Consider the following 25,970-nt stretch of genomic DNA (forward strand, 5'->3'; position numbering starts at 1 on the left):
TGCGGACGGTTCTCAGAACCGCTTGCGAACGCCCAGCTTGTAGGTGCGTCCGTAGGGATTGCCGACGAACGGGTCGTAGCTCAGCTCCAGGCGCGCGGCCGACGGATCGCGGTCGAACACATTGAACACCGAGGCGGTGATCGTCGTGTCTCCTGCCAGCTGCAGGCGGTAGTTCAGGTCGAGCGTGTAGAAGTCCTCGACCTTCTGCCCGAAGCTGACCGCCCGGAGCGCGCCCGTGGCGTCCTGGACGCTGATCGGCGCGCGGTTGTCGACCACGCCGTCGACGAAGGTCACATCGGCCCGCAGATTGTGCGGCCCGCGCTCGTACTCCGCATAGGCGTTGGCGCGCCAGTCGGAGATGGTGCCCGGCAGGCGGTCGTAGTTGGCGAAGCCGCGCGCATCGTAGGCCGCGCCGACGAAGACGCCGTTGAAGCGGAACTCGTCGTATTCGTACTGGAGATAGTAGCTCGCGGAGGCGCCCAGGCGAGCGGATCCGCCCAGGATGTCGTCGAGCCGGAAGTCCACGGAGCCGTCGATGCCGGAGACGTTGATCTCCGGGCCGTTGACCGTGTCCGACCGGACACGGGCGATATCGTTCCCGGTCGTGACGCCCTGGGTGCAGGTGTCGTTGTTGTTGAAGGTGATCAGGCCGCGCAGCGCCGCCGAACAGTTCACCAGCTGGGTGCCGTTGCCGACCCCCGCCACGGCGGTGGCGATCACATTGGCGGGCACCGAGGTGATCTGATCCTCGATCTTGAAGCTCCAGTAGTCGACGATGGCCCGGAAGCCACCGGTCTCGAAGATCGCCCCGACGCTGTAGGTCAGGGCCTTCTCCGGCCCGACCGCAGGGTTGCCGACGAAGTCCACGGACTTGAAGTTGTTGCCCGCCGCGACGATGCCGGAGAGGCCTGTGGGGCCGGTCGGCGACCTGTTCGCCGGCGTCGGGCCCCGGAAGGTGGTGCCGACCGATGCTCGGAACGCCAGCTGGTCCATCGCCTGCCACTTCAGGGCCAGCTTCGGGTTGGTCGTGGAGCCCGTCTGGCCGCCGTAGTCCTCGAAGCGGACCGCCAACTGGGCGTTCAGGGTGTCGGTGATCGGCAGGTTGGTCTCGGCGAACAGCGCGTAGACCGAGTCCTCCAGCGAGGTCGGACGGCTCTGCCCCAGGAAGATGTAGGGACCGGTGGGGAAGGCGCAGTTGGTCTGCCCGACCACCGGGCACGGCGTGACCCGTGCGTCCTGGAAGTCGCTCATGGGCCGGGAGTCGAACTCGGTGGTGCGGTATTGGGCGCCGGCCGCCCAGCCGACCGGGCCGCCACCCAGGTTGATCGGCAGCTCGCCGTTGAAGACCACGTCGGCGACGAACAGGCTCTGCCGCTGACGGGTGACCTGGGTGTCGAACAGCCAGGCCACGAGGTCGCGGTCATTGGCGTTAGCGGCCACGAACCCGGGGTTGCTCAGTCCCAGCGCCGGGTTGCCCGGATAGGCGTTCGAGAACGGATTGAAGTACTGGCATCCGTTCGCCCCGGCGGTCGTGCCCGTGCAGTTGGCGCCGCCCAGGCCGTTGAGCGCCCGCTGCAGCCGATCGATCAGGATGTCCGTCGTTCGCTGGGTATTGCGGGTCTGCGAGTAGGTCACCGCGACGTCGTAGCCGACGCCCCCGAGGATCTCGCCGGTAACCCCGCCCGAGATCCGGTAGATGTCGTACTCGCGCGAGCCGATCTGGCCGCCGCCCGTCGCCGGGTTGCCGCCCGCTCCCAGAGGCCGGAACAAGGTCAGCGAAACGTTCGTCGTCGCCGCGATCGCGGCCGGCGAGAGACCGGCCTGCTGCAGGGCGGTGAGCACGCCCGGGTTCGAGCGCGGGACCGTGAACACCCCCACGCTTCCGGGCCCGTTCGGCCCCGAGGTGGGAGGATAGGACGGCGAGAAGCGGATGTTGGGGATGCTGGTCTTGGCGTAGTGCGCCTCGACGTGGAAGCGCGTGGTCTCGTTGAGGTCGTAGTTCGCCTCGCCGTAGACCTGGTAGCGGTCTTCGTCCTCGATCAGGTTATCGAAGGGAACGTAGGTGAAATAGCAGGCCGGCGTCGTGCCCGAGAATCCTGCGAAGCCGCCGAGCGCCGTGCAGTTGGCGTCCCGCTGCACGCCGGCGACCGGCGTGGCGCCGTTGCGGGGCAGGAACGACGGCGGCTGCCCCAGAACGGAATAGCCGGCCGGGTTGACGGTGTACGGCTGGTTCGCCCAGTCGCGTTCGGTGCTGCGCAGCTCGGAGCGATGCTGGTAACCGGCGCTGATCAGGATGTTGCCGGTGTCGCCGGCCCAGCCCCAGAGCACCCCGGCGTTGTAGTCGCCGTCGGATCCCGGCACGTAGCGGTAGTCGGCGCTCGCCTCGAGGCCGGAGAAGTTCTTGCGGGTGATGAAATTGACTACGCCCCCGATGGCGTCGGACCCGTAGGTGGCCGCGGCGCCTTCCTTCAGCACCTCCACGCGGCCGATGGCGCCCACAGGAAGCAGGTTGGTGTCCACGCCGCCGCTTCCGGAGCCGGCGGAGGGCACGGTGCGGCGGCCGTTCAGGAGCACGAGGGTTCGCAGACTGCCAAGGCCGCGAAGGTTCACGGTGCCCGCACCGACCTGGCCTTGGGCGGAGGTGGAGAACTGGTTGGTGTCCCCCAGCACGGGGCCGCTTACGGGGAGGCTCTTGATCAGGTCCACGGTGCTCGGCGAGCCGCGCCGCTGCAGTTCGTCGACCCCGATCACCTCCACCGGCAGGGCAGCGTCCTCGGGCGTGCCGCGGATGAAGGAGCCGGTGACCACCACCTCCTCCACCTGGGACTCCTGGGCCGCAGCCTGCGGCGCGCAGGCGAGCGAGAGGGCGACGGCCAGCGCGGAGCCGCCACAGAAAAATTGGGCTTTCAACATGCAGTCCTTCCCTAGGCGCGAAGCCCCGACGATCCAGGCCGACGGTTTAAAGCTCGCGAGCAGAGCGATTTCTGCGCCCGGGGGCACGGGTCCGAAAGGCGAAATCGCGGATCTGTCGAAACGCGTCGAGATGGTGCGTCACATCTGCAACACTTTGAACAATAACGATATTTCTATTCGGTACGCACAGAAACATACTGCGCATTCGAATAAATACGGTCACGTATCGACGTTGTTCGAGTTCTTCAGAAAAGTCAGCCTCCTGAGTTTCGCATAACAGACTCGCGGTCCCCGGCCTTGTTCGAAAACACGCCATGTCGCCGCACGAAAACGCCGCCGGCCCGAGCCGGCGGCGTAGCCGTCGAGAGACCTGTCGGAGCCGTCAGAAGCGCTTCTTCAGGCTCACCTTGTAGGTCCGCCCCAGCGCGCTGCCGGTGAACGGATCGTAGTTCAGGTCGAGTCGGGCGAAGGACGGATCCTGGTCGAACAGGTTATCCACCGACAGGGTGGCCGTGGTGTCCCACGGCAGCTGCACCCGGTAGTCGAGCTCGGCCAGCCACGTTTCCTCGATCTTCTTGCCGGCGCCGGAGATCGTGGTGCGCTGGTCGGTGTAGGAGTCGATGTAGTTGAGGGTGAAGCGCAGGTTGTGCGGCCCCCTGGCGTATTCGACGAACGCCTGCCCCTTCCACTCCGGCAGAGATGTGGCCGCCAGCTGGTAGTTGAGGAAGCCGGCCGCGTCGTACGCCGCCTCCACGACCACGCCCTCCACCTCGAAGTCCTCGAACTTGTACTCCATGGTGTAGGTCGCCGAGCCGCCGACGCGCACCTCGCCGCCCAGCAGACTGCCGACCTCGAAGTCGGCGAGGAAATCGATACCCGAGGTCTTGATCGAAGGCCCGTTCACCACCTGGGTCCGCACCCGGGCGATGGTGGCCGTCGAGCAGGCGCCCTGGAAGGTGAAGCGCGAGCGCAGGCCTGCGTAGGTGGGATCGGCGCATCGGGTCGTGGCGCCGCCGGGGAACATGGTGTTGACGATGGAGCCGGAGGGCTCGCCCACGATCGGGTTGTCGAAGTCGAAGCGCCAGTAGTCGATCGTCGCCTTGAACCGCCCGAGGTTGAAGATCGCTCCGACGCTGTAGGTGTCGGCCGTCTCGGGATCGAGGTTCGGATTGCCGAAGAAGTCGATGGCCCGGAAGGAGCCGGCGATGAAGCTCAGCGCCGTCACGCTGGAGTTGGAGAGCGAGGTGAGCGGCGGCCCGCGGAATGTGCTGCCCACCGACGCCCGCACCGCGCCCCAGTCGGTGATCTGCCAGCGGCCGGTGGCCTTGTAGTTGGTGGTGGAGCCCACCGCCTCGTAGTCCTCGTAGCGGATGGCGAGCTGCAGTTGCAGGGCGTCGGTGATCGGCACGGCCAGTTCGCCGAAGCCGGCCCAGACGTTCCGGGCCAGGTCCTGCTCCTCCCCGGTCCCGAGGAACACCAGCGGGCCGTTGCGGATGGCGCATTGGGTGGTGCCCGTCACGGGCGTGTCGATGCAGGGGCTGACCTCGATGTTGCTCAGGTCGCTGTACTGGGACTCGAACATGTCGCGCCGGAACTGGACGCCGGCCGCCCAGGCGACCGGCCCGCCGCCGAGCTCGATCCCGGTCTCGCCGTTGAACACCGCATCGCCCACCAGCAGGCGCGCGGTCTGCTTGGTGCCCACCTGCGGGAAGAACCAGCGGATCAGGTCCGGATTGTTGGCCAGGGCGGCGTTGAAGCCGGGATTGGTCGCCCCGCTGACGGCGCTGGACTGCACCGCGTTGGAGAACGGGTTGAAGAAGTAGCACCCCAGGGCGTTGTTGCCGGCGTTGGTGGTGAAGTTCGCCGTCTCCGCAGCCGTGCAGCCGCCCGTGGTGTCGCCGGCCAGGCTGCCGAAGCCGCGGAGCGCCAGCTGCAGGCGCGAGACCACGGTGTCATAGCCCGTCCGCCGGCCGGTCTCCTGGCCATAGGTAAGCGCGAAGTCGTAGCCGACGCCTGCCCACGGCAGGTCCCCGCGCAGGCCGCCGGACACGCGGAAGGCCTCGTACTGGCGCAGGCCCTCGGACGCTCCCTCGTTGCCCTCGAAGATCGGGTTGCCCCCGAACGAGAGCGGCCGGTAGAGCACGCCCGGCAGGTGGGCGCCCGTGGCCGCGGCGGGGAAGCTGGGGTTCGCCGCGCGGAAGGCGACCAGGCCCGGGTTGTTGGCCGGCACGAACCAGCCGAGCAGCACCGCCGGCGTCAGGGAGCCGACCGTGGGGTTGGTGGACGCGGTCGGCGTCTGCAGGGTCAGGTAGGACGGCGAGGTCTTCCAGTTCGGCATGTCGGTCTTGGCGTAGAGCACCTCGGCATGCAGCCGGTGGCCCTCGGCAAGCTCGGCGTTGGCTTCGCCGTAGATCTGGTAGCGGTCCTCCTCCTCAACGATGTTGTCGTACTCGGTGTAATGGAAGCGGCACGAGGGGATCGCGCCAGGCACCACGATGCCACCGAGCGGGGCGCAGCCCGGATCGGTGATGCCCGGAAGCAGGGGGACCCAGGCGCCCGTACCGAGCTGGGTGATAGGCACCACGCCCGTCACGCTGCTGCCGCCCGACCAGCCGCCTTCCGGATTGTCCGCGAACGGCCGCACGGCCCAATCGCGGTCGGTCACCTTCAGTTCGGAGCGGTGCTGCCAGCCGGCGCTGAGCAGGATGTTGCCGTTCTCGAAGGTCATGCCCCACAGCGCGCTGAGGTCGTAATTGCCCTTCGAGCCGTCGAGGAAGCTGTAGCTGCCGCCCACCTCGAGGCCGTCGAGGTTTGTGCGGGTGATGAAGTTCACGACGCCGCCGATGGCGTCGGAACCATAGAGGGCGGCGGCCCCCTCCTTCAGAACCTCGACCCGGCCGATGGCCGCTTGGGGCAGGGTGTTGGTGTCGACGATGCCGGCCCCCGCCTGGCCGAACGGGTTGATGGCCATCCGCCGGCCGTTCAGCAGCACCAGGGTACGCTGGGCGCCGAGGCCCCGCAGGTTGATCGAGCCCGAGCCCTCGGAGCCCTGGGCGCGGGTGTCGAACTGGTTGGTGTCACCCAGCACGCCGCTCGACACCGACAGTTGCTTGATCATCTCGAGCGTGGACGGCGACCCCTGCTTCTCGAGGTCCTCCTGGCTGATCACGTCCACCGGCAGGGCCGCGTCTTCGGGCGTCCCGCGGATGAAGGAGCCGGTGACCACCACCTCGCCGACCTCGGTACCGCCCTGCTGGGTGGCGGCCTGGGTGGCCTGGGCGGCCGCCGGACCGGCCATGGCGAAGGTGGCCATCGCGGCCAAGGCGGACGCGCTGCAGAAGAAGCTGCTTTTGGTCATGAGTATCCTCCCCCTCGGCGCTCTCTCCGCCCGAGGTGGGGTCGCGGAGCGCCTGAGCTCCGCCATAACGACGCATTTGTTGCAGCCGCGCTACACGAATTCCACCGTTCGCCTAACGCGGCTCTCCGAGAGCGGCGCCCGCGCAACACCCTGTTGCGCAAGGGATTCCGCCGGCCGCGAGGGCGCCGTGACGTCAAGCTTTGCAAGGGAGATCGAGCCGCAGCGGCCGGACCTGGAGCCTGGAACTGGCGAAGAGGAGGATGGTGGACGCGACAGGGATCGAACCTGTGACCCCCTCGATGTCAACGAGGTGCTCTCCCGCTGAGCTACGCGTCCGTACCGGCCGTCTCGGGAAGGCGGGGATATAACGGGGCGCCTGCGCTCGCGCAAGCGGCCGGACTCAGGCCGCGATCATCCGCTCCACCTCGGAGACGATCTCGCGCAGGTGGATGGGCTTCGAAAGCACCTTCGATCCGGGCGGCGCCTGCTCTCCGGCGGCCAGCGCCACGGCGGCGAAGCCGGTGATGAACATGATGCGCAGGCCGGGGTGCCGGGCGGCCGCCTGGCGGGCGACCTCGATGCCATCCATGCCGGGCATGACGATGTCGGTCAGCAGCAGGTCCCAGTCCTGGTCGAGGATGGCCGCGGCCTCGTCGCCGTCGGCGCAGGCCACCACGTCGTAGCCGGCCCGCTCCAGGGCGCGGGCGAGGAAGCCGCGCAGGGAATCGTCGTCTTCGGCAAGCAGGATGCGGGGCATGGGCTCGGGGCCTGGCGGTCGGAGTTCGGTCAGGAAGCCGAAAGCATAGCGCGCCAAGCGTAAACTCGCGATGAACCCTTTGACCGATCCCACCGGCTGAGCGTTCTATGGGCGAGATGAACGCCTGGGAGCCCATCGCCGCCGAGCCTGCGACCGCGCGCCCCGTGGCCTTCGACGTGCGCCGCGCCGGCGCGGACGGCGGGGCGCCGCCCACGCCGCTGGTCTTCGCCTCGCCCCACTCCGGGCGGCTCTATCCCGACGACATGATGGCCGCCGCGGCTCTGGACGCCCTCGCCATCCGTCGCTCCGAGGACGCCTTCGTCGACGACCTGATCGCCGCCGCGCCGGGTCTGGGGGCCTCGGTCATCACCGCCCGCTTCGCCCGCGCCTACATCGACCTGAACCGCGAGGCCTTCGAGCTCGATCCGGGCATGTTCGCCGACGAACTGCCGGAGTTCGCCCGGGCCCGCACGGCCCGGGTCGCGGCAGGCCTCGGCGCCATCGCCCGGGTGGTCTCCGAGGGCCAGGAGATCTACGCACGGAAGCTGACCTTCGCCGAGGCCAGGACCCGGATCGAGGGCGCGCATCGGCCCTATCACGCCGCGCTCGCCGGGCTGATCGCCGAGGCGCGGGCGGCGCACGGCTTCGCCATCCTGATCGACTGGCACTCCATGCCCGCCGCCGCCGCCAAGGCCGGCGGCCGCGACCGGCCCTGCGACATCGTGCTGGGCGACCGTTTCGGCGCCGCCTGCGCCGGCCTGCTTACGGCGCGGGTGGAGCGCGAGCTGGAGGCGATGGGCTACCGCGTCGCCCGCAACACACCCTACGCCGGGGGCTACACCACTGAGCACTACGGGCGGCCGGCCCGACGCACCCACGCCCTGCAGATCGAGATCAACCGCGCCCTTTACCTCGACGAGGCCCGGCTCTCTCCCACCGCCGGCTTCGACCGGCTCCGAGGCCATCTGGAGGCGCTGACGCGCGCGCTCGCCGCCGCCGACTGGAGCGCGCTCCGCGCCGGCTGAGGCCAAAAAAAAGCCGCGCCAAGCGGCGCGGCCAGTTCATTAGGGAGGAAACGCCCAGGAAGGGCAGAGGCGTCAGCGACGCCTCACATCCCCCATATACGGTGCAGCGCACAAAAAGGCAAGCAAGCACTGTCAAGATACCGCTATCACATTCCGTTACAGGAAATTTCCTCAATAATTTCCGTCTATTGAATTTTCGCTGCGGCGCGGGCATATTTAGGTGCACCGCAAAACAGCTTGGCCATGGGACCCGACCGGTCCGGGGCAGGCCGTCGCGCCTGTGAACTGTGGCTGGCGGTGAGGCCCCGCCTCGCCTACAAGCCCGCCTTCCTCGAATATGAAGACCGCCCACTCCATGTCGCTGCGCAACATCGCCATCATCGCTCACGTCGACCACGGCAAGACCACGCTCGTGGACCAGCTGCTCGCCCAGTCCGGCGTGTTCCGAGCCAATGAGGCGACCGTCGAGCGCGCCATGGATTCCAACGACCAGGAGCGCGAACGCGGGATCACCATCCTGGCGAAGTGCACCAGCGTGCTCTGGCACGGCAAGGCCGGCGAGACCCGGATCAACATCATCGACACCCCCGGGCACGCCGACTTCGGCGGCGAGGTGGAGCGGATCCTGGGCATGGTGGACGGCTGCGTCCTGCTCGTGGACGCCGAGGAAGGCGTCATGCCGCAGACCAAGTTCGTGCTGGGCAAGGCGCTGAAGATGGGCCTGCGGCCGATCCTCTGCCTGAACAAGGTGGACCGTCCGCACGCCGACCCGGACCGCGTGCTGAACGACGCCTTCGACCTCTTCGCCGCCATGGGCGCGACGGACGAGCAGCTCGATTTCCCGCACATCTACGCCTCGGGCAAGAACGGGTGGGCGACCCTCGACCTTTCCAAGCCCAACGACAACCTGGCCCCGCTGTTCGACCTGATCGTCGACCACGTGCCGCCGCCCGCCGCCGAGGCGCGCAAGGACGAGCCGTTCCGCATGCTGAGCGTGCTGATCGAGAGCGACCCGTTCCTCGGCCGCCTGCTGACCGGCCGCATCGAGGCCGGCAAGGCCGTGCCCGGCCTGGCGATCCACGCCCTGTCGCGCGACGGCAAGGAGATCGAGCGCGGCCGCATCACCAAGGTGCTGGCCTTCCGCGGCCTGAAGCGCCAGCCGGTGGACGAGGGCGCCGAGGCCGGCGACATCGTCGCCATCGCGGGCCTCTCCAAGGCCACCGTGGCGGACACCCTGTGCGCCATGGAGGTCACCGAGGCCCTCCCCGCCCAGCCGATCGACCCACCCACCATCTCCATGACCGTGTCGGTCAACGACAGCCCGCTGGCCGGCCGCGAAGGCGACAAGGTGCAGAGCCGGGTGATCGCCGCGCGCCTGCTGAAGGAGGCGGAATCCAACGTCGCCATCCGCGTCACCGAGACGCCGGACAAGGACGCCTACGAGGTGGCCGGTCGCGGCGAACTGCAGCTCGGCGTGCTGATCGAGGGCATGCGCCGCGAGGGCTTCGAGGTCTCCATCAGCCGCCCGCGGGTGGTGTTCCAGACGGATCCGGAAACCGGCGAGCGGCTGGAGCCGATCGAGGACGTGATGATCGACGTGGACGACGAGTTCACCGGCATCGTCATCGAGAAGCTGTCGGCCCGGAAGGCCGAGCTGAAGGACATGGGCCCCTCGGGCGCGGGCAAGACCCGCATCAGCCTGATGAGCCCGTCGCGCTCGCTGATCGGCTACCAGGGCGAGTTCCTGACCGACACCCGCGGCTCCGGCGTGCTGAACCGGGTGTTCAGCCACTACGAGCCGTACAAGGGTCCGATCGACGCCGGCCGCAAGGGCGTGCTGGTCTCCAACTCCGACGGCGAGACGGCGGCCTACGCCCTGTGGAACCTGGAAGAGCGCGGCACCATGTTCGTCGGCGCCGGCGAGAAGACCTACCAGGGCATGATCATCGGCGAGAACTCCCGGTCCGACGACCTGGACGTCAACCCGATGAAGGCCAAGCAGCTCACCAACGTCCGGGCGTCGGGCAAGGACGAGGCCGTGCGCCTCACCCCGCCGCGCCGCCTCACCCTCGAACAGGCCATCGCCTACATCGAGGAGGACGAGCTGGTGGAGGTGACGCCCAAGTCCATCCGCCTGCGCAAGAAGGTGCTGAACCCCTCCTTCCGCAAGAAGCGCGTCCGCGAGGACTAGACGCCGGCGCCACGAGCGTGACACGTGGGGGCGCTAGAGGTGTCCCCATGACCGACACGTTCGCCAAGCCGCCCCGCCACTATCCCACGCCCGCCGCCAAGTGCGCCGACCTGGTCGTGCACGTGGTGGGCCTGACGCTCTCGCTGGTGGGCGGGATCGTGCTGCTGGCGCTCGCGGTCTCGGCCGGGCGGATCGGCGCCATCGTCGGATGCGCCATCTATGCGGCCGGCGTGGTGGCCATGCTGGCCTTCTCCACCGCCTACAATTTCGCCCACCACCGCTACCGGCCGACGCTCCGCCGGCTCGACCACGCCGGCATCTTCCTGATGATCGCCGGCTCCTACACCCCCTTCACGCTCAGCCTGCCCGGCGCCTGGGGCTGGGGGATGACCGCCGCGGTCTGGTCGATCGCCACCCTGGGCGCGCTCGGAAAGCTGTTCCTGAAGAACCTCGACCGGAAGTTCTGGGTCGGCGTCTACCTGGCGCTCGGCTGGCTGGTGGTCGTGGCGCTGGGGCCGATGATCGACAGCCTCGCCTGGTACGCGCTCGCCCTCTTGGCCACCGGCGGAGTGCTCTACTCCACGGGCGTGATCTTCTACGTCAACAAGCGCCTGAAGTTCGCCCGGGCCATCTGGCATGGCCATGTGGTGGCGGCGGCGGCCGCACACTGGGCGGCGGTGCTGCTGGGCGTGGTGTTGGCCACCCAGCCCTGATCCGGGGCGGCAGGACCAGGCCGTTTATCCCGAACACCTCGGCCACCAGGCAGGCCGCCGCGCCGAGCGCGCCCGGCGGCTTGTCACACGTCAGTCGGGCCAGCCGCGCGTCCAGCCCCTGGTAGTTGTCGGCCTGGGCGCAGGCGAAGGCCTCCAGCACCAGGGCCTCGTCGGCGGTTGGCGGCGCCGCAGACGGCGGAGCCACCGCGATCCGCCGCCGGCCATGGATCCTGAGCTGCTGCACGAAGGCCTCCAGCGCCCGGAAGGCCGCCGGACCGGCGCAGCCGCAGGCCCGCTCGAACGAGGGCCGCAGGTCGACGCAGGCGGCGTCCGCCGCCATCACCCGCAGCCCGCAGAGCAGCAGCCGCTCGCCGCAGGTCAGCCCCGAATCGAAGTCGTCCATCGCCAGCTCCATCTGAGGCGCTGACGCTATTGCAGTTGCGAGTCATTCGCAACTTCTTCCTCCCCTGTGAAGCGGGGCGGTAAGGGCCGCTCCATCCACACGTCGCAGCGGGCGTATTCGGTGTCGGAAGGCTCGAGCTCGCGGAAGCCCATGGCCCGGTAGAGGGCGATCGCCGGCGCCAGGCCGGAGTTGGTCTCGAGGTAGAGGCGCGGGGCGCCCAGCCGCGTCGCCTCGTCGATGCAGCGCTGCATGAGGCTGCGGCCGAGGCCGGAGCCGCGCAGGCCCTCGGCCACCGTCATCTTGGCCACCTCATAGCCGCCGTCGGCCATCTTCAGCAGCGCGACGCAGCCCGCCGGTCGGCCTCCGTCCAGGGCCATGAAGATCTTCCCGCCCTTGGCGAGGATCTGGCCCTGCGGGTCCTCGAGGACCTCGCGGTCCTTGGCCTCGATCGTGAAATGCCGGGCGATCCAGGCCTCGTTGAGGGTGCGGAAGGCCTCGGCGTGCTCGGGGCGGAACTCGACGATCTCCATGGACGTGCGCCTTCGGAATTGGTCATGAAGAGAAGATCATGGCGAACCCGATCTTCTCAAGCCTGCCGACCACCATCTTCGAGGAGATGTCGGGCCTAGCGCGCACCTTGGGCGCGGTGAACCTCGGCCAGGGCTTCCCGGACGACCCGGGGCCGGAGCCGATCCGCGCCAGGGCCGCCGACGCCGTCCTGAACGGCTACAACCAGTACCCGCCCATGGCCGGCCTGCCGGAGCTGCGCCAGGCGGTCGCCGCCCACTACGCCCGCACCCAGGGCCTGGACCTCGACTGGGAGACCGAGGTTGCCGTGACGTCCGGTGCGACGGAGGCGCTGGCGGCGTCGTTCCTGGGGCTCATCGAGCCGGGCGACGAGGTGATCGTCTTCCAGCCCCTCTACGACGCCTACGTTCCCCTGATCCGCCGGGCCGGCGGCATCCCCCGGTTCGTGCGCCTGGAGCCGCCCGGCTGGCGCTTCGACCGCACGAGCCTGGAAGCCGCGATCACGCCCCGCACCCGCTACGTGGTGCTGAACAACCCGATCAACCCGGCCGGCGTGGTGCTCCCGGCCGAGGACCTGGCCCTGCTCGCCGAGCTCTGCGTCGCCCACGACCTGACCGCCATCTGCGACGAGGTCTGGGAGCAGGTGGTGTTCGACGGCGCCGTCCACCGGCCGCTGATGGCCTTCCCGGGGATGCGGGACCGGTGCGTGAAGATCGGCTCGGCGGGCAAGATGTTCGGCCTGACCGGCTGGAAGGTGGGCTTCCTCTGCGCCGCGCCGGAGCTCACCCGCACGCTCGCCCGCACCCACCAGTTCCTCACCTTCACCACCCCGCCCAACCTGCAGGCGGCCGTCGCCTGGGGCCTGGAGAATTCCGCCGGCTGGTTCGCCGACATGCCCCGCGACCTCGAGCGCTCCCGCGATCGCCTGACCGAGGGGCTGCGGCGCGAGGGCTTCGTCGTGCTGTCCAGCCAGGGCACCTACTTCCTCAACCTCGACCTGCCCGGCTCGGGAATCCACGAGCCGGACCGCGCCTTCGCCCTGCGGGCCGTGAAGGAGGCCGGCGTCGCCTCCATCCCCGTCTCGGCCCTTTACGAGGAGGCGCCGGTGACCGGCATCCTGCGCCTGTGCTTCTCCAAGCGCGACGCGACCCTGGACGCCGGCGTCGAGCGGCTGGCCCGGGCCCGCGAGCTCTCGATCAGCGCCGGGCGCGGTAGCGCGCAGGCGTCGCGCCGAACGCCCGCTTGAAGGCGGCGATGAAGGCCGAGGGGCTCTGGTAGCCGGCCTCCAGAGCCGTCTCCGTCACCGAGGCGCCGGCGCTCAGCGCCACCACCGCCTGCTGCATCCGCGCCCGGCTCCGCCAGGCCTCCAGCGGAAGGCCGGTCTCCGCCAGGAACAGCCGCTGCAGGGTGCGGAGCGACGCCCCGGCGCCGCGGGAGAGATCCGCCAGCGTCTCCTCACGCCCTGGCTCGGCCAGGATGCGCGCGGCGAACCCGCGCGCGCGGGGATCGCGCGGCAGGGGCAACTCCAGGGGCGCGGTCTCGCCGGCCGCCAAGAGGTCGGTCAGCAGCCCCTCCAGCCGCTCGTGCTGCGGTCGGCCAGCGTCCAGCATGCCGAGCTTCACAATGTGCAGGATCAGCTCGCGCAGCAGCGGCGCGACCTCGATGGCCCGGCAGGCGGCGAGCGCCGGGCGGCCGTCCGGCGGCGCCAGGTAGAGGGTGCGCATAGCGACCGTCCCGCGCATCTCGATGGCGTGGGGCGTGCCGCCCGGCAGCCAGATTGCCCGCGTCGGCGGCACCAGCCAGGCGGCGTCCGGCGTCTGCACCACCATGACGCCGCTCGCCGCATAGACCAGCTGGGCCCAGGGATGGGTGTGGGTGTCGAGCCGCGCGCGGTCGCCGTAGGTCACCGCAAGGCCCCGCACCGGGAAGCCGTCGGGATCGCGGAGGGTTTGGCGCGCCTGCGACATGGATTGTCAGGATAGCGCAAGCGCGACGCACGGCGAACGGCCAAGCTCCAGGGCATAGGAGAACGCCGCCATGCCCGCGACCCTGCGCCATTTCGCCATCAACGCCGACGACGTGCCCCGCGCCCGGACCTTCTACGAGACGGTGTTCGGCTGGACCTTCCAGCCCTGGGGCCCACCCGGCTTCTACCAGGTGCGCGACGCCGGGAAGGGCTTCCGCGGCGCGCTGCAGGGCCGGCGCGACGTCGGCGGCCACCGGATGCCCGGGATGGAGATCACCTTCGGGGTGGACGACATCGACGCTACCGTCGCCTCCATCGAGGCGGCCGGCGGCAAGGTGATCATGCCGCCCTTCCACATCGAGACGGTCGGCAAGCTGATCTTCTTCCAGGACACCGAAGGCAACATCGCCGGCGCCATGCAGTACGAGGCGACGCAATGGCCGGAATGAGCGTGCTGTCCGACCCGGCGCTGGAGGCGCGGATCGAGGCCCTGCAGGCCGAAAGCCGCGCCCAGGAGCCGGCCGTCTTCGGCTACTTCGCCGAGCGGGCGCAGAAGGGCGACCTCTCCTGGGACGCTCTCGACGCCGACGCGAACCGCTTCATGGCCGACAAGCTGATCGCGCTCGAGCCGATCAAGGCCGAGTTCGCCTACCTGCTCTGCCGCTCGCTCCGCGCCACGCGCGTCGTGGAGGTGGGCACCTCCTACGGCGTTTCGACCCACTACCTGGCCGCCGCGGTGCGCGACAACGGCGGCGGGACGGTGATCGCCACGGAGTACGAGCCGGCCAAGGCCGCCCGCGCCCGGGCGAACTTCGAGGCCGCGGGCCTTTCGGGCCTCATCGACCTGCGCGAGGGCGACCTGCGCGAGACGCTGAAGGTGATCGACGGGCCGGTGGACTTCGTCCTGATGGACATCTGGACCGAGATGGCGCGGCCGGCGATCGAGCTGATCGGCCCGCGCTTGCGGCCCGGCGCGGTGGTCCTGGCCGACAATACCGACCAGTTCCGCCACGCCTACCGCCACTTCTTCGACTACGTGGCCGACCCCGCCAACCGCCTGCGCACCCTCACCCTGCCCTTCGACGGCGGCCTGGAGATGGTCGTCAGGGTCTAGGTCAGCAGGTGCTCCCGCCGTCCACGACGATCGTCTGGCCGGTCGTCCAGGCGCCGGCGCGCGAGGCGAGGTAGATGGCCGCGCCGGCCAGGTCGTCGGGCTCGCCCAGGCGGCGCAGCGGCGTGCCGGAACTGGCGCGCTTTTCGCCCTCCGGCGTGTCCCAGAGCGCCTTGGCGAAGTCGGTCTTCACCAGGCCCGGCGCGATGCAGTTCACCCGGATGTTGTCCGGCCCCAGCTCCTGGGCGAGGTTGCGGGCGAGCTGCATGTCGGCCGCCTTGGAGATGCAGTAGGCGCCGATGGTCGTCGAGCCGCGCAGGCCGCCGATCGACGAGACGACGATGATCGACCCGTCCTTCCGCTCGCGCATCTCCGGCGCGACCATCGAGATCAGCCAGTTGTTGGCCACGATGTTGTTGTTGAGGATCTTGTTGAAGGCGTCGTCGGTGATGTCGAGCTGGCTGCCGTAGAACGGGTTCGAGGCGGCGTTGCAGACCAGGATGTCGATCTTGCCGAAGGCCTTGCGGGTCTCGTCCACCAGCCGCTGAAGGTCCTCCTTCGAGGAGATATTGGCCGGCACGGCGATGGCGTGGCCGGGGCTCTTCTCGTTGATCAGCGCGGCCACCTCCTCGCAGGGGCCCGGCTTGCGCGAGGAGATCACCACCTTGGCGCCCTGCTCGGCCATGCGCTCGGCGATGGCGCGGCCGATCCCGCGCGAGGAGCCGGTGATCACCGCCACCTTGCCCGTCAGGTCGAAGAGGCCGCCCGCCAGAACCTTCGGCTTGTCCATCACCTCGCCCATGGCGCGCTCCTCTTGAAACAGTTGTTTGACTTGGCGGCCATTTGCGACGTCGCGCGCGGCAGCGTCAAGCCGGTCGACTTCCTGAGCAGCGATCACCTATCCTCATGGCCAACGCGCCCCACCGGTCGGCGAGGAGCGCGGAATCAGGGGGGAAGACATGCGCCTATCGCGCCTGGCCGCGGCTGCGGCCGCCATGTTGAGCTTGTCCGCCGGAGGCGCGGCGCTGGCCCAGACGCCCCTGCCCCATCCCGGCCAGGCGCTCTACCGGACGCAGTGCGCCGCCTGCCACGACAACCCGGAAGCCACCCGCTCGCCGGCGCGGAGCACCCTGGAGGCGATGAGCTACCAGGCGCTCAACTACGCGCTCACCCAGGGCAAGATGAAGGTGCAGGGCGCCGCCCTGACCGACGAGACCCGCGGCCAGCTGATCAACTACCTGACCGGCCGCTCCACCGTCACGACCGACGCCTGGACGGGCGCCATGATGTGCCAGGGCGCGCGGGCGAAGGTGGACCTGAAGGGCCCCGCCACCGTCGCCACCTTCGGCTTCGACCCCCGCCAGACCCGCACACTCACCCCACGCCAGGCCGGCCTCAGCAAGGCGAAGCTCGGCAGGCTGGAGCTCGCCTGGGCGGTGGGCTTCCCGGACGTGACCATGATGCGGTCCCAGGCGGCCGTGGTCGGGAACAACCTCTTCCTGCCCGTAGCCGAGGCCGCGGCCCTCTACAGCCTCGACGTCAGCGACCCGGCCAAGCCCTGCGTCCAGTGGATCTACCGCACCCCCGGCGGGGCGCCGCTCAGGACCAGCGCGGCCTATGGCGTGATCGCCGACGGCCGGCCGGTGCTGGCCTTCTCCGGCCTGGATTCGACCGTCCACGTGGTGGACGCGCGCACCGGCAAGGCGCTCTGGACGAAGAACGTCGGGGTCTATTCCTACTCGCTCACCACCGGCACGCCCCGCGTGCTGAAGGACCGGATCATCGTGCCGGTTTCACAGTACGAGATCATGCAGGCCGCCGACAACGCGGTGACCTGCTGCACCAACCACGGCTTCGTGGTCTCGCTCGATCCGGCCACCGGAAGCCAGCAGTGGCGCTACGACACCATGCCGGACGCGCAGCCCGTCCGCGACCGCGGCGACGGCAAGCCGCTGATGGGGCCGTCCGGCGCGCCGATCTGGAACTCGCCGCTCGTGGACGAGAAGCGCGGCCTGGTCTTCTTCGGCACCGGCGAGGCCAATTCGCCGCCCGCCCACCGCAACACCGACGCCCTGATCGCCATCCGGCTGAAGGACGGGACCGAGGCCTGGAGCATGCAGGCCACCGAAAACGACATCTTCAACGCCGGCTGCGGGCCGAACCCTCCGCCCACCCGGCTGAACTGCGTGAAGGAGACGGTCTATCGCGACGTGGATTTCGGCGCCTCGCTGATCCTGGCGAAGCTATCGGGCGGCCGCGAGCTGGTCCTGGCCGGCCAGAAGTCCGGCACGGTCTGGGCGCTCGATCCCGACACCGGCAAGGTGGTCTGGCGGCGCGACATCGGCACGGGCGCGCCCAACGGCGGCATCCACTGGGGCATCGCCTTCGACCGGGACACCGTCTACGTGCCGGTCGCCCAGATCGGCCGGCCGCTGCCCGGCGGCGCGCCGATCGATCCGAAGCTGCAGCCCGGCATGTACGCCGTGGACGCCAATACGGGCGAGATCCGCTGGCACTATTCGGCCACGCCGGATTGTGAGGGCGAGCGGGGAAAGAAGGCGCCCCGCTGCGAGCGGCTCTACGGCTTCTCCGGCGCGCCCACGGTGATCGACGGCGCCGTGGTCCAGGGCAGCCTGGACGGGCGGCTGTTCGTGCTGGACGCGGGCACGGGCCAGGAGCTCTGGCGCTACGACACCCTGCGCGACTTCGAGACCGTGAACGGCGTGAAGGGCCGCGGCGGCTCCATCGACGCGGCCTCGATCGTCGCCGCCAATGGGCTGCTGTTCGTGAACTCCGGCTACGGCATGTTCGGCCAGGCGCCAGGGAACAGCTTCCTCGCGTTCCGGCCCAGGCCCTAGCGGCAGACGCTCCACCGGCCGTGGTCGAGGTGCAGGTGGTCGCGGTGGGCGGCGTTGTAGTCGGGGCTGAGCACCGCCCGGAACCAGGGGCAGGCGCCGTCGCGCACCCGGCGCAGGAACCGGCCGCGGGCGTCCTCGTCCCGGAAGTCGCCCAGCACCGTGATCCGCGCGCCCTCCGTGGTGCGGAAGCTCGCCACATCGATGGCGTTGGCGAACGCGTGCTCGGACCGCCGGCCCTCCTCACGGCCGTAGATGTTGCGGCAGGCGTAGGTCCCGTAGTGCTCCACGCGACCGATGCGGGTCTGCAGCAGGTCCCGCGCCGCCGGCTGCACCACGTGGCGGGTCCACATGGCGTAGCCCAGGGCCACCGGGCAGGTGACCACCGGCGCTGCCGGCGAGAGCGGGACGGCGGTCCCGTCGCGGAGGCGCACCGTGTTCTCCGTAGCGCACTCCCCGAGGTCGCGGTCCGGCTCCTCCGTGAAGGTGACGCGGCCTTCCGCCAGGGCCGCGCGGCAGAGGGCGGGATCGGCGGCGGCGCGCATGAACTGGGTGTGGGTGGCCAGGCCCACCGGCCGGTTCAGGCTGAACGGCTTCCACGGCAGGTCCTGCGGCGGCGCCCAGGCGTTGACGAACACCAGCACGGCGAGCCCCGCCAGCGCCAGGTCGACGAGCGTCGTCCAGAGGCCGGCGAGCGCCAGCATCTCGGGCGAAACGGGCTTCAGCTTGGGCGGACGGAACGGCACAGCGGCGGAACGGGTGGGCGGACGCCCGGTTCAGCCGCTTCCCAACCTCGCGGGAAGCCCTAAGGTCGCGCTTCCTCGGGAGGGATCATCGCATGCGTCTTGTGGGCCGTATCGCGCTCGTCGTGTTCGCGCTGGTTCTCGTGCTGGTGGGCGTGATCCTCGTGCGCACCCTCACCTACAGGCCGCCCGTCACCGCCGACGTCTCGTCCGTGCGGATCGCCGCCCCCGTAGCCGTAGACGTGGCCGGCGCCGCGCAGCGGCTGGCCGCCGCGATCCGCATCCGGACCGTCAGCCACCAGGACCCGGCGCAGGACCAGCCGGGCGAGTGGGACCGCCTGCACGCCTTCCTCCAGGCCTCCTATCCCGCCGCCCACGTCGCCCTGCGCCGCGAGGTCGTAGCCGGCCACACCCTGATCTACACCTGGGCCGGGACGGATGCGTCGCTGGCGCCCATCGTGCTGATGGCCCACCAGGACGTGGTGCCGGTGACGCCGGGCACGGAGCGGGACTGGAAGCACGCCCCCTTCGCCGGCGACATCGCCGAGGGCGCTGTCTGGGGCCGGGGCGCGATCGACGACAAGGGCTCCCTGATAACCCTCTTCGAAGGCGTCGAGACCCTGGCCGCCGGCGGCTTCCGCCCGCGCCGCACCGTGATCCTGGTCAGCGGCCACGACGAGGAGGTGCGCGGACAGGGGGCCCGCGCCGCCGCCGCCCTGCTCAAGTCCCGGGGAATCCGCGCCCAGTTCGTGCTGGACGAGGGGCTGGCGGTGATCACCGACAACCCGGTCACCAACGGCAAGCTCGCCCTGATCGGCACGGCGGAGAAGGGCTACGGCACCCTGGTGGTCACGGCCAAGGCGCCCGGCGGCCACTCCTCCGCCCCGCCGAAGGACGCTGGCGGCGTGGTGACGCTCGCCCGCGCCGTCACCGCCATCGCCGACCGCCCGTTCCCGATGGCGTTCCGCGGGCCCGGCGCGGACATGCTGCAGGTGCTGGCCCCGGACGCGGCGTTCCCCGTCCGGATGGCGGTGGCCAACGACTGGCTGTTCGCGCCCATGCTGGCGGGCCAGGTGGGCGCGACGCCCTCGGGGGCGGCGCTGCTGCACACCACCATCGCGCCGACCATGCTGAAGGGCAGTCCCAAGGAGAACGTCCTGCCGCAGGACGCCACCGCCTGGATCAACTACCGCATCGCGCCCGGCGACACCTCGGCGACCGTCATGGCCCGGGCGAAGGAGGCCGTGGGCGACCTGCCGGTGACGCTGGCCTGGGCGAAGGCGCCGGACGAGCCCTCGCCGGTCTCCTCGATGCGTTCCGACGCCTGGAAGGTGGTCGCCGCCGTGGCGGGCGAGGTGACGAAGGCGCCCGTCGCCCCATCCCTGGTCACCGCGGGCACCGACAGCCGCTACCTGCAGCCGGTGGCCCAGGACGTCTACCGCTTCCAGCCCATGGACCTGTCGCTGAAGGACGTCGGCATGATCCACGGGACCAACGAGCACCTGACGCTGAAGAACCTCGAGCAGGCGGTGCAGTTCTACGCCCGGCTGATCGCGACGGCGGCTCAATGATGCCCCGCCCCTTCTCATATAGCCTGACGCTTGCCCTCGTGACCGCCTGCGTCCCGAACGAGCCTCTGGCGACCACTGTCTCCAGAGCGACGCCCGTTCCCCCAAACTGCTCTGCCTCCTGGGAGGAGTTCCACTGTCCGGGCCAGCCGGTAGCACAGCTCTTTTGCACTGACGGCCCGCGATGGTTGTTTGCGGACGGCTCGAGTCGAGCCGTCCAACTCTCCGACTTCCCCAAGGCTTATGCGATCGTCAGCGAAAAGCCGTCCCGCCCGACTTGCCCGAAGGCGCGTCGACCAATAAGTCCGAGGGACTAGCCGCTGCCCCGCGGCGAGACGAATGGCAGATCTCGCAATGCGACGGTCTGCCTGCACCTACGAGGTATCTATGCGCCACCAGTGGACCGGCCGGCTTGACGACGAAGACGGCGACGACGAGGACAAGGGCCGGCTGCCCGACATGCCGATGACGGCGGGGCCCGTCCAGAACGCGCTGTTCAAGTCTCGCACGGTGCTCGTGTTCGGCGAGATCGACATGCGGCTGGCCGAGCGGGTCACCGCCCAGCTCACCGCGCTCGCCGCCGACAGCGACAAGCCGATCCGGATGATCATCAACTCGCCGGGTGGCCACGTCGAAAGCGGCGACACCATCCACGACATGATCCGCTTCGTCGAAGCGCCGGTGAAGGTGGTCGGCACGGGCTGGGTGGCCAGCGCCGGCGCGCACATCTTCCTCGGGGCGAAGAAGGAAAACCGGCTCTGCCTGCCGAACACCCGCTTCCTGCTGCACCAGCCGGCCGGCGGCATGCGCGGCCAGGCCTCGGACATTCAGATCGAGGCCGAGCAGATCATCAAGATGCGCGACCGCGTGAACCGGATGATCTCCGAGGAGACCGGCCAGCCGGTCGAGCGGATCATCAAGGACACCCAGCGGAACTACTGGCTGAGCGCGGAGGAGGCCGTCGATTACGGCATCGTCTCCAAGATCATCAGCCACGCCTCCGAGGCCTGACGTGTCCGAGCCGTGGTGGAAGGGCGCGGTCCTCTACCACGTCTACGTCCGGTCCTTCTTCGACAGCGACGGCGACGGCCATGGCGACCTTGCGGGCGTCATGGCCCGCCTGGACTACATCGAGAGCCTCGGGGTGGACGGCATCTGGCTGTCGCCGATCCACCCGTCGCCGAACCGCGACTGGGGCTACGACATCGCCGACTTCCAGGGCGTGCAGGCCGACTACGGCAGCCCCGAGGACTTCCGGCGCCTGCTGGACGCCGCGCACGCCCGGGGGCTGAAGGTCGTCCTCGACGAGGTGCTCAGCCATACCTCGGACGAGCATCCCTGGTTCCTGGAGAGCCTGACCGGCGGCCGGGACGGCCCCAAGGCGGACTGGTATGTCTGGGCCGCCCCGAAGGAAGACGGCACGGCGCCGAACAACTGGCTCTCGGTGTTCGGCGGCCCGGCCTGGGCCTACCAGCCCAAGCGGCGCCAGCACTACCACCACAAGTTCCTGCGCCAGCAGCCGAAGCTGAACTGGCGCAACGAGGCCGCCCGCGAGGCGGCGCTCTCGGTGCTCGACTTCTGGCTGGAGAAGGGCGTCGACGGCTTCCGGCTCGACGTCGCCGGCACCTACCTCCACGACGCGGCGCTGACCGACAACCCGCCGGTGCCGGTCGAGGAGCGAACGGGCCTGCACTGGGGTCACGCGGGCAACCTGCAGCGCCACCTGCACGACTCCAACCTGCCCGAGAACGTCGAGATGCTGGAGCTCATCCGCCGTCGGGTGGAGGCGCATGACGGCAGGAACGGTGGCGAGCGCTTCGTGTTCGGCGAGTTCTCGGAGGAGGAGGCCCGCTGCGGCGCCTACTGCACACCGGACGAGGGCCTGCACTCCGGCTACACCTTCGTGATGCTGCTGGCCCGGAAGCTGACGCCGGCTTTCGTGCGCGAGCACTGCGCCACCCTGGCCGACTATCCCTTCCACTGGCCGACGATCAGCTTCTCCAACCATGACGTGCCGCGCACCGTCAGCCGGTTCGGAGGCAAACACGCCTCGCCTGAACTCGCGAAGATGCTGTTCGCCCTGCTGGTCAGCCTGAAGGGCACGACCCTGATCTACCAGGGCGAGGAGCTCGGCCTGCCGCAGGCCACGCTTCCCCGTGACCAGCTGCGCGATCCTGTGGGCGACCTCTACTGGCCCTACGACAGCGGCCGTGACGGCTGCCGCACGCCCATGCCCTGGGCCCCCGGCCCAAACCTCGGCTTCACCAACGGGGAGCCCTGGCTGCCGGCCGCCCGTGAGCACGAAGGCCTGACGGTCGCCGAACAGGAGCAGGATCCGGATTCGGCGCTGACCTTCGCCCGGTCGATGATCGCCTTCCGGCGGAGCTCGGCGGCCATGCGGCTGGGCGAGCTGTCCTTCCTCGACGCGCCGGAGCCCGTGCTGGCCTTCGTCCGGCGCTTCGGCGACGACGCCGTGGCCTGCATCTTCAACCTGGGCGCCCAGCCCGCCGTGGTCGCCGACGCCGCGTTCGCGAACGCCGAGGTCCTGCCCCTGGGCGGCGAGGCGGAGCTCCGCGCCGGCTCGCTGGGCCTCTCCCCCTACGCCGCCGCCTTCCTGAAGCTCGCCTAGGTCCCGGCTTCCACCGGGACGTGCGGACGGCTAGGAACGGTCCATGCCTGACGGCGAGACCAAGGCGGCGCGCACCGGGGGCCGGTTCGGCCAGGGGTTCCTGACCGACATCTGGTACTTCGCCGCGCTCACCTCGGAGCTGAAGCCGGGCCGCCTCACCCGCCACGAAATCCTGGGCGAGCCGGTGCTGCTGGGCCGCTCCAGGGCGGGGCGCCTCTTCGCGTTGCGCGACATCTGCCCCCACCGGGCTGCGCCGCTGTCGGCCGGCCGCTTCCGCACGGAGCCCTCCGGCGCCGAGACGGTGGAGTGCCCCTACCACGGCTGGAGGTTCGGCCAGGACGGCGCCTGCGCGGCCATCCCCTCGCTGGTGGCAGACCAGGCGATGGATGTCTCCCGCATCCGCGTGCGGTCCTACCCGGTCGCCGAGAGCCAGGGGCTGGTCTTCGTCTGGATGGGCGCCGACCCCGGGGCCGAGCCGGCAGAGCCGCCGCCGGTGTTCCCCGGCGTCGTCGGCGGGCCGCCGAAGATTGTCGACAGGATGACCTTCGACGCCCACGTGGACCATGCGGTGGTGGGCCTCATGGACCCGGCCCACGGCCCCTACGTGCACCAGCAGTGGTGGTGGCGCTCGGCGGGCAGCCAGCATGAGAAGGCCAAGCGCTTCGAGCCCCGCGAGGCGGGCTTCGCCATGGTCCGCCACGAGCCCTCGAAGAACTCCCGCGCCTACGCCGTCCTGGGCGGACAACCGCTGACCGAAATCACCTTCCGACTGCCGGGCCTGCGCTGGGAGCACATCTCCGTCGGCCGCCGGCAGGTGCTGTCGCTGACGTGCCTGACGCCGGTGAACGCCACGACGACCAAGATCACCCAGCTCGGCTGGTCGGACCATCCGGCCTTCCTGCTGCTGCGGCCCTTCATCCGGGCCGGCGCGCGGACCTTCCTGCGCCAGGACGGCGAGATGGTGAACCTGCAGAACCAGGGCCTGAAGTACGACCCGCCCCTGATGTGGATCGAGGACGCCGACCGCCAGGCCAAGTGGTACCAGCAGCTCAAGCGCGAATGGGCCGCGAGCCGCCGGGAGGGCCGGCCGTTCCGCAATCCGGTGGAGCCGACCGTCCTTCGCTGGCGGAGCTAGGTCTTGGCCGGCGCCGTCGCCTGCGGCGCTTCCATGAACACCACCTTTGTCCCCTTGGAGACCGCCGAGGCGAGCTGGCGGGCGTCCCAGTTGGTCAGCCGCACGCAGCCGTGGCTGGCGGTCTTGCCCACCAGGCGGGGCTCCGGCGCGCCGTGGATCCCGTAGGTGTCCTTCGTGAGGTCGATCCAGACCGCGCCCACGGGATTGTTCGGCCCGGGCTTGATGGTCAGCTTGCCGGCCGACTTGTCGCCGAAGTTCAGCTTCGAGGGGTCGTAGTTCCAGGTGGGGTCCAGGGCCACGGCGTTGACCGCCCATTCCCCGGCCGGCGTCGGCATGTCGGAGGAGCCGATCGTCGCCGGATAGGAGGCGATCAGCCGCCCGTCCTGGGCGTAGGCGCGGACCTGTCGCTTGGCCTTGTCCACCTGCACCAGGGTGACGGCGGCGGGCAGGGTCTCCGGCCCGGGCGCGGCCACCAGGATCCTCGTCCCGGCCACGCCGAAGTCGGCGTCGGGGTTCAGCGCCTTCAGCAGCGCCTCGTCCATGTGGAACTTCTCGGCCAGCAGCTCGGCGGGGCTGGTGTAGGCCAGCCGGTCCAGCGCGGCCATCTCCTTGTAGTCCGTGGGGATTTTCTCGACGAACGGCCCCTTCACGTCGGCCTCGGTGATCACATAGTCGGTCATGACCGGACCTGAGTCGGCCGCCAGCCGCTCGAATACCTGCTGGTCCAGCTTGCCGTCGGCCGGCAGGCCGTTGGCGGTCTCGTAGTGCAGCACCGCGTCCTTCAGGTTGTCGCCGTCCGCGCCGTCGATGACGCCGGGCGAGAAGTGGGCGCGCGACAGCAGCACCTGGGTGCGGATCAGAAGGGCGCGCATCTGGTCGGGCGTGAGCTGCGTCCCCCACTCGGCCTTGTCGATGGCCTGGCCCACGGGCGAGGAGGAAGGCGCGACCGCCGGGATCGTCAGGGGCGCGGGGTGGACGTCGGGCGCCGGCAGGGCGGCCTCGCGGCCGCCCGGAGCGGGCTCCGAACAGGCGGCGAGAAAGAGCGCAGACGCGCCCAGCAGGAGCGCGACCTTTGCGACGGGCATCTTGGACCTCAGCTTCACGATGCGCATTTGTTACGCGTCGTGAGGATCAAGGTTTCAGAGGCTCTGCGGTTCCTGGGCGCGCTCGCCGCGGCAGTGGTCCTGCTTGTCCTGCTCGTGTGGCGGGTAACCGGGGAGGAGCCGGAGGCGCCGCCGCGCCGCACGGGCCCCGCGGTGGCCGCCGCCCCCGCGCCGCTGACGCCGCCGGCCGCGCCCGACTGTGGCCTCGCCCGGGGATGGGAGCGCGCGGCGCAGCAGAACGCCCGCAGCCTCAAGACCCTGCAGTGGGCGCCCTTCCGCCGGCCCGAGACCGGCTGGGAGATCTACGTCCCGCTGATCCAGACCACGATCCGCACGCCGTGCGCGCCCGACACGCCGGGATTCGCCGCCGCCTTCGCCGCCTGGCAGGGCGACCAGCGGATCTTCCCCAACGGGGTGATGAGCCCCGAGGCCTTCCAGCACCTGAAGGGCCTGGCGCAGGAGAAGCGGGCCTTCGTCCGCCTGTCCTCGCGCGGCGTCTGCCCCAGCCCGCCCCCGGAGGCGCGGCTGACGGCCGGCCGCCCCGCCGAAGGCTACGGCGGCAAGCACGTTGAGCTCAGGCCCGGCGCCTTCGCGGCCTACCGGGCCATGGTCGACGCCGCCAAGGCGGAGGTCCCGGAGATCGCCCGGGACCAGCGCAACCTGACCATCTTCTCCGCCTACCGCAGCCCGGCCTACGACGCCGCCCGCTGCGCCAGGGACGGCAACTGCAACGGCATCGTCCGCGCCCGCTGCTCGCCGCACCGAACGGGCCTGGCCATGGACCTCTACGTCGGCCAGGCCCCCGGCTACGGGCCCGATTCCACCGCCGACCCGAACCGGCTCCACATGACCCGGACGCCGGCCTACCGCTGGCTGGTGGCCAACGCCCACCGCTTCGGCTTCGTGAACTACCCCTTCGAACCCTGGCACTGGGAGTGGACCGGCGAGACGCCCTGAGGCTACCGTCCCGGC

At 70.2% G+C, this 25,970-nt stretch carries 21 protein-coding genes and 1 tRNA gene; 12 read left to right on the forward strand and 10 right to left on the reverse strand.

Features of this window, described 5'->3' with window-relative positions:
• Positions 1–12 precede the first annotated feature (12 nt).
• The 4 genes from V7Z97_RS04345 to cpdR form a co-directional block, all read right to left on the reverse strand.
• A complete protein-coding gene (locus V7Z97_RS04345) occupies positions 13–2,913 on the reverse strand; it encodes a TonB-dependent receptor domain-containing protein (RefSeq protein WP_334161666.1) in 2,901 nt (966 codons plus the stop codon).
• 382 nt (positions 2,914–3,295) lie between these two features.
• Positions 3,296–6,271: a TonB-dependent receptor domain-containing protein gene (locus V7Z97_RS04350; RefSeq protein ID WP_334161667.1), complete on the reverse strand. Its 2,976-nt coding sequence runs from the start codon at positions 6,269–6,271 to the stop codon at positions 3,296–3,298.
• 261 nt (positions 6,272–6,532) lie between these two features.
• Positions 6,533–6,607: transfer RNA gene (locus tag V7Z97_RS04355), tRNA-Val, on the reverse strand.
• Between the two features lie 64 nt (positions 6,608–6,671).
• Positions 6,672–7,028, reverse strand: coding sequence for a cell cycle two-component system response regulator CpdR (gene cpdR, locus V7Z97_RS04360; protein ID WP_325459786.1), 357 nt, complete (start codon positions 7,026–7,028; stop codon positions 6,672–6,674).
• Positions 7,029–7,144: 116 nt separating this feature from the next.
• Between cpdR and V7Z97_RS04365 the strand changes: the two genes are divergently transcribed.
• The 3 genes from V7Z97_RS04365 (at position 7,145) to trhA (ending at position 10,957) form a co-directional block, all read left to right on the forward strand.
• Positions 7,145–8,053 (forward strand): N-formylglutamate amidohydrolase, encoded by a 909-nt coding sequence (locus V7Z97_RS04365; RefSeq protein WP_334161795.1) that lies wholly within the window; start codon positions 7,145–7,147, stop codon positions 8,051–8,053.
• A gap of 355 nt (positions 8,054–8,408) precedes the next feature.
• Positions 8,409–10,244 (forward strand): translational GTPase TypA, encoded by a 1,836-nt coding sequence (gene typA, locus V7Z97_RS04370; RefSeq protein WP_334161668.1) that lies wholly within the window; start codon positions 8,409–8,411, stop codon positions 10,242–10,244.
• Positions 10,245–10,291: 47 nt separating this feature from the next.
• Entirely contained in the window at positions 10,292–10,957 is a 666-nt protein-coding gene (gene trhA, locus V7Z97_RS04375) for a PAQR family membrane homeostasis protein TrhA (RefSeq protein WP_334161670.1), read from the forward strand.
• Here trhA and V7Z97_RS04380 read toward each other — a convergent pair.
• Complete coding sequence (locus tag V7Z97_RS04380) at positions 10,845–11,360, reverse strand: hypothetical protein (protein WP_334161671.1); 516 nt, start codon at positions 11,358–11,360, stop codon at positions 10,845–10,847. The two genes, trhA and V7Z97_RS04380, sit on opposite strands and share 113 nt — an antisense overlap.
• A gap of 26 nt (positions 11,361–11,386) precedes the next feature.
• Positions 11,387–11,890: a GNAT family N-acetyltransferase gene (locus V7Z97_RS04385; RefSeq protein WP_334161672.1), complete on the reverse strand. Its 504-nt coding sequence runs from the start codon at positions 11,888–11,890 to the stop codon at positions 11,387–11,389.
• Between the two features lie 38 nt (positions 11,891–11,928).
• Between V7Z97_RS04385 and V7Z97_RS04390 the strand changes: the two genes are divergently transcribed.
• Entirely contained in the window at positions 11,929–13,134 is a 1,206-nt protein-coding gene (locus V7Z97_RS04390; RefSeq protein WP_334161674.1) for an aminotransferase, read from the forward strand.
• Here the strand turns inward: V7Z97_RS04390 and V7Z97_RS04395 are convergent.
• Positions 13,085–13,855 (reverse strand): AraC family transcriptional regulator, encoded by a 771-nt coding sequence (locus V7Z97_RS04395; protein ID WP_334161676.1) that lies wholly within the window; start codon positions 13,853–13,855, stop codon positions 13,085–13,087. The genes V7Z97_RS04390 and V7Z97_RS04395 overlap by 50 nt on opposite strands.
• 70 nt (positions 13,856–13,925) lie before the next feature.
• On the opposite strand from V7Z97_RS04395, the gene V7Z97_RS04400 reads away from it, so the two are divergent.
• Together V7Z97_RS04400 and V7Z97_RS04405 are read left to right on the forward strand one after the other, a co-directional pair.
• Positions 13,926–14,303: a VOC family protein gene (locus V7Z97_RS04400; RefSeq protein ID WP_334161678.1), complete on the forward strand. Its 378-nt coding sequence runs from the start codon at positions 13,926–13,928 to the stop codon at positions 14,301–14,303.
• Positions 14,291–14,968, forward strand: coding sequence for an O-methyltransferase (locus V7Z97_RS04405; RefSeq protein ID WP_334161680.1), 678 nt, complete (start codon positions 14,291–14,293; stop codon positions 14,966–14,968). The genes V7Z97_RS04400 and V7Z97_RS04405 overlap by 13 nt, the downstream gene beginning before the upstream one ends.
• Position 14,969: 1 nt before the next feature.
• On the opposite strand, the gene V7Z97_RS04410 is transcribed toward V7Z97_RS04405, so the two are convergent.
• On the reverse strand, positions 14,970–15,755 hold the full coding sequence (locus V7Z97_RS04410) for an SDR family oxidoreductase (RefSeq protein ID WP_334161796.1): 786 nt from the start codon (positions 15,753–15,755) through the stop codon (positions 14,970–14,972).
• 205 nt (positions 15,756–15,960) lie between these two features.
• Here V7Z97_RS04410 and V7Z97_RS04415 point away from each other — a divergent pair, with 205 nt between their 5' ends.
• Positions 15,961–17,823, forward strand: coding sequence for an outer membrane protein assembly factor BamB family protein (locus V7Z97_RS04415; RefSeq protein WP_334161682.1), 1,863 nt, complete (start codon positions 15,961–15,963; stop codon positions 17,821–17,823).
• On the opposite strand, the gene V7Z97_RS04420 is transcribed toward V7Z97_RS04415, so the two are convergent.
• Entirely contained in the window at positions 17,820–18,524 is a 705-nt protein-coding gene (locus tag V7Z97_RS04420; RefSeq protein ID WP_334161683.1) for an extensin-like domain-containing protein, read from the reverse strand. The two genes, V7Z97_RS04415 and V7Z97_RS04420, sit on opposite strands and share 4 nt — an antisense overlap.
• Before the next feature lie 134 nt (positions 18,525–18,658).
• Between V7Z97_RS04420 and V7Z97_RS04425 the strand changes: the two genes are divergently transcribed.
• The 4 genes from V7Z97_RS04425 to V7Z97_RS04440 all read left to right on the forward strand — a co-directional run bounded on the left by V7Z97_RS04425 (position 18,659) and on the right by V7Z97_RS04440 (position 23,895).
• Positions 18,659–20,134 carry a M20 family peptidase gene (locus tag V7Z97_RS04425; protein WP_334161684.1) on the forward strand — a complete coding sequence of 492 codons (1,476 nt, stop codon included), beginning with the start codon at positions 18,659–18,661 and terminating at the stop codon, positions 20,132–20,134.
• 384 nt (positions 20,135–20,518) lie between these two features.
• Positions 20,519–21,142, forward strand: a complete 624-nt coding sequence (locus V7Z97_RS04430; protein ID WP_334161685.1) for an ATP-dependent Clp protease proteolytic subunit — start codon at positions 20,519–20,521, stop codon at positions 21,140–21,142.
• A 1-nt stretch (position 21,143) separates the two neighbouring features.
• Entirely contained in the window at positions 21,144–22,760 is a 1,617-nt protein-coding gene (locus V7Z97_RS04435) for an alpha-glucosidase (RefSeq protein ID WP_334161686.1), read from the forward strand.
• A 43-nt stretch (positions 22,761–22,803) separates the two neighbouring features.
• Complete coding sequence (locus V7Z97_RS04440) at positions 22,804–23,895, forward strand: aromatic ring-hydroxylating dioxygenase subunit alpha (protein ID WP_334161688.1); 1,092 nt, start codon at positions 22,804–22,806, stop codon at positions 23,893–23,895.
• Here the strand turns inward: V7Z97_RS04440 and V7Z97_RS04445 are convergent.
• Positions 23,892–24,980, reverse strand: coding sequence for a L,D-transpeptidase family protein (locus tag V7Z97_RS04445; RefSeq protein WP_334161689.1), 1,089 nt, complete (start codon positions 24,978–24,980; stop codon positions 23,892–23,894). The genes V7Z97_RS04440 and V7Z97_RS04445 overlap by 4 nt on opposite strands.
• A 39-nt stretch (positions 24,981–25,019) precedes the next feature.
• On the opposite strand from V7Z97_RS04445, the gene V7Z97_RS04450 reads away from it, so the two are divergent.
• Entirely contained in the window at positions 25,020–25,955 is a 936-nt protein-coding gene (locus tag V7Z97_RS04450; protein WP_334161690.1) for a D-alanyl-D-alanine carboxypeptidase family protein, read from the forward strand.
• The last annotated feature ends 15 nt before the right edge of the window (positions 25,956–25,970 follow it).

Origin of the sequence: Phenylobacterium sp., from assembly GCF_036821595.1 — a bacterium.
GTDB lineage: Bacteria > Pseudomonadota > Alphaproteobacteria > Caulobacterales > Caulobacteraceae > Phenylobacterium.

Coding starts and splice junctions, on each gene's coding strand:
- cpdR (WP_325459786.1), bottom strand. CDS start 7,028: ATGCCCCGCATCCTGCTTGCCGAAGACGACGATTCCCTGCGCGGCTTC.
- V7Z97_RS04410 (WP_334161796.1), bottom strand. CDS start 15,755: ATGGACAAGCCGAAGGTTCTGGCGGGCGGCCTCTTCGACCTGACGGGC.
- V7Z97_RS04390 (WP_334161674.1), top strand. CDS start 11,929: ATGGCGAACCCGATCTTCTCAAGCCTGCCGACCACCATCTTCGAGGAG.
- V7Z97_RS04380 (WP_334161671.1), bottom strand. CDS start 11,360: ATGGACGACTTCGATTCGGGGCTGACCTGCGGCGAGCGGCTGCTGCTC.
- V7Z97_RS04405 (WP_334161680.1), top strand. CDS start 14,291: ATGGCCGGAATGAGCGTGCTGTCCGACCCGGCGCTGGAGGCGCGGATC.
- trhA (WP_334161670.1), top strand. CDS start 10,292: ATGACCGACACGTTCGCCAAGCCGCCCCGCCACTATCCCACGCCCGCC.
- V7Z97_RS04350 (WP_334161667.1), bottom strand. CDS start 6,271: ATGACCAAAAGCAGCTTCTTCTGCAGCGCGTCCGCCTTGGCCGCGATG.
- V7Z97_RS04365 (WP_334161795.1), top strand. CDS start 7,145: ATGAACGCCTGGGAGCCCATCGCCGCCGAGCCTGCGACCGCGCGCCCC.
- V7Z97_RS04415 (WP_334161682.1), top strand. CDS start 15,961: ATGTTGAGCTTGTCCGCCGGAGGCGCGGCGCTGGCCCAGACGCCCCTG.
- V7Z97_RS04445 (WP_334161689.1), bottom strand. CDS start 24,980: ATGCCCGTCGCAAAGGTCGCGCTCCTGCTGGGCGCGTCTGCGCTCTTT.
- V7Z97_RS04395 (WP_334161676.1), bottom strand. CDS start 13,855: ATGTCGCAGGCGCGCCAAACCCTCCGCGATCCCGACGGCTTCCCGGTG.
- V7Z97_RS04440 (WP_334161688.1), top strand. CDS start 22,804: ATGCCTGACGGCGAGACCAAGGCGGCGCGCACCGGGGGCCGGTTCGGC.
- V7Z97_RS04430 (WP_334161685.1), top strand. CDS start 20,519: ATGCGCCACCAGTGGACCGGCCGGCTTGACGACGAAGACGGCGACGAC.
- V7Z97_RS04425 (WP_334161684.1), top strand. CDS start 18,659: ATGCGTCTTGTGGGCCGTATCGCGCTCGTCGTGTTCGCGCTGGTTCTC.
- V7Z97_RS04385 (WP_334161672.1), bottom strand. CDS start 11,890: ATGGAGATCGTCGAGTTCCGCCCCGAGCACGCCGAGGCCTTCCGCACC.
- V7Z97_RS04420 (WP_334161683.1), bottom strand. CDS start 18,524: ATGCTGGCGCTCGCCGGCCTCTGGACGACGCTCGTCGACCTGGCGCTG.
- V7Z97_RS04345 (WP_334161666.1), bottom strand. CDS start 2,913: ATGTTGAAAGCCCAATTTTTCTGTGGCGGCTCCGCGCTGGCCGTCGCC.
- V7Z97_RS04400 (WP_334161678.1), top strand. CDS start 13,926: ATGCCCGCGACCCTGCGCCATTTCGCCATCAACGCCGACGACGTGCCC.
- typA (WP_334161668.1), top strand. CDS start 8,409: ATGTCGCTGCGCAACATCGCCATCATCGCTCACGTCGACCACGGCAAG.